The sequence below is a fragment of the Albidovulum sp. genome, from assembly GCF_049646345.1.
In the GTDB taxonomy this organism is placed as follows: domain Bacteria; phylum Pseudomonadota; class Alphaproteobacteria; order Rhodobacterales; family Rhodobacteraceae; genus Albidovulum.
Window position 1 is genome coordinate 1 of sequence record NZ_JBARVQ010000024.1, and the last position, 2,219, is coordinate 2,219.

Consider the following 2,219-nt stretch of genomic DNA (forward strand, 5'->3'; position numbering starts at 1 on the left):
GTATGGATATGGCGATACAACGGGTGTGCTTGTCGAAGGCGCTTTCTACTGCGGCGGCAAAGGGTGCGAAAATCTCGCGCACGCGCAGGCTACATTGATCCGATGTTAGTCCGGCATTGCCCGGAACCGGTTGTTGGTCGCTGGTTGCCGGCATCGCGCTCGCACTCTCGGGCGGACGATTGCAGTCAATTACAAGCCGGCTGTAGCGCTGCGCGACAAGCGGCGCACCAAGCTTTTCGGCCAGCCGTCGGGCCACACCCATGGCACCGATATCCCAACCTATATGATCGTCGACGGCGCCTTTGGCCAGTCCGAGCCCGACAAGCGAGGCAGGAACAGCACGACCCGCATGTTCGCAGACAAGCAAGACGGGAACGTCGCTTTCGCGGTTGATCCATTCAACCGGCTCGGGATCGGTGTCTGACAAAAGCGTCACCCGGCGGGAATGCACGCTCATACCTTCTGGGCCTGAAGTGTGGGCGCGGGTATCATGCCGTTCGGACGCAAAACCAAGATCAGAACGACCAGACTCAGCCCGATTGGTTCGCGGAACTCCTGCCACTCGACAGGCAGGAAGGCGGCCAGGAACACCTCGATGAAGCCAAGCACGAAGCCGCCCACGACAGCGCCGCGTAGCGAGCCGAGGCCACCAAGGATCGCGGCGATGAAGGCCTTGAGAACGGGAGTGAAACCCATCAGCGGGTCAACCGAGGCCCGCTGTGACACCCAGAGCACCGCGGCCACGCCTGCCAGCAGGCCCGACAGCGCGAAAGCCGCAGAAATCACCGTATTGGCGCGGATGCCCATTAGCCGGGCAATGGCGAAGTCCTCGGCGGCGGCCCGCATGGCGATGCCGTGTTTCTGGCGGGACATGAAGGTTTCCAGCGCCACCAGCATGACCAGCGTCGCGCCAATGGCGAAAAGCTTGCTGACCCCGATGACGAACCCGCCTATGGCGACGCTGCGGCCCAATAGTTCCGGGATGGCCACCGCCTGCGAGCGTGCGGATATCAGGTTCTGGAACAGGACCTGCAGAATCATTGCGACGGCGAAACTGGTCACGAGCATCGTCGCGCCCGAGGCGTTCCGCAATGGCCGGAAGGCGATCCGCTCCATCGCCATTGCAGCCAGCATCGACGCCGCAACGGCCAGTGGGACGCCCAGGATGAAAGGAATGCCGGCAAGGCCGCAATACATCAGCACGTAGCCCGCGATGGTCATCAACTCGCCATGCGCGAAGTTGATCATCCCCATGATCGAGAACACCACCGCAAGGCCCAGCGCCAAAAGCGCATAGACCCCGCCAAGGGCAAAGGCATTCACCGTCTGTTGCAGGATCAGATCCATGCTCAATGTCCCACCAGATAGCTTGCGGCCATGTCGCCGGTCCGCATTTCTTCGGCCGTGCCTTCGCTGCGGATCAAACCCGAGGCCATCATGTAGGCCCGATCCGCGATCTGCAGGGCACCCGTCACGTTTTGTTCGACCAGAAAGATAGTGGAACCTTCGTCACGCAATTTCTCGATCAAGACAAACACCTGCTCAACGATCAAAGGGGCAAGCCCCAGCGACGGCTCGTCCAGCAGCAACAATCGCGGATTGCACATCAAGGCTCGTCCGATGGCCAGCATCTGCTGCTGGCCACCCGACAGTGTTCCTGCATATTGGTTGCGCCGTTCGGCGAGGATCGGGAACAGGTCAAAGACCCGCTCGCGCGCGGTCTGAATGGACGCCTTGTCGCGTATCGCATAGGCGCCCATCCGCAGGTTGTCGTCAACACTGAGCGTGCCAAACACCCGTCGTCCCTCCGGCGACAGGGTCAGACCCGAGATCGGTATCTCTTCTGGATCCAGATCGGTGATATCACGGCCTTCGAACCAGACCTTGCCCTCGGCCACGGGAGTTAACCCCGCGATCGCGTTCATGGTTGAGGACTTGCCTGCCCCGTTAGCACCCAGAAGGGCGACAATCTCGCCCTTCCGGATTTCAAGATTGATGCCACGCACTGCCTCAACTGCGCCATAACGCACCTTGCAGTTTTCAAGCTTCAGAAGTGAGGTCATGCGTGGCCAGCCTTTACTGCATCCGCGGCGCGGGGATCAGATCAGCCACGGGCGACGGCTGACCGACCAATTCGCGCGCACCACCTTTGACCCGGACCAGCGAGACTTGGCGAACCGGCATCCCGTCCGTCCCCTTGTAGGTGATCAGGCTGGTTG

At 61.3% G+C, this 2,219-nt stretch carries 3 protein-coding genes; all 3 read right to left on the reverse strand.

Translation table 11 applies throughout. The features are described from left to right. Positions 1 to 457, reverse strand: a 457-nt coding sequence (locus tag WBB85_RS00625; protein ID WP_432636683.1) for an N-formylglutamate amidohydrolase, incomplete at its 3' end; no start/stop codon positions are given. After that, entirely contained in the window at positions 454 to 1,347 is an 894-nt protein-coding gene (locus WBB85_RS00630) for a branched-chain amino acid ABC transporter permease (RefSeq protein ID WP_432636684.1), read from the reverse strand. The genes WBB85_RS00630 and WBB85_RS00625, both read right to left, overlap by 4 nt. 2 nt (positions 1,348 to 1,349) lie before the next feature. Continuing rightward, a complete protein-coding gene (locus WBB85_RS00635) occupies positions 1,350 to 2,063 on the reverse strand; it encodes an ABC transporter ATP-binding protein (protein ID WP_432636685.1) in 714 nt (237 codons plus the stop codon). Between the last annotated feature and the right edge of the window lie 156 nt (positions 2,064 to 2,219).

Coding starts and splice junctions, on each gene's coding strand:
- WBB85_RS00630 (WP_432636684.1), bottom strand. CDS start 1,347: ATGGATCTGATCCTGCAACAGACGGTGAATGCCTTTGCCCTTGGCGGG.
- WBB85_RS00635 (WP_432636685.1), bottom strand. CDS start 2,063: ATGACCTCACTTCTGAAGCTTGAAAACTGCAAGGTGCGTTATGGCGCA.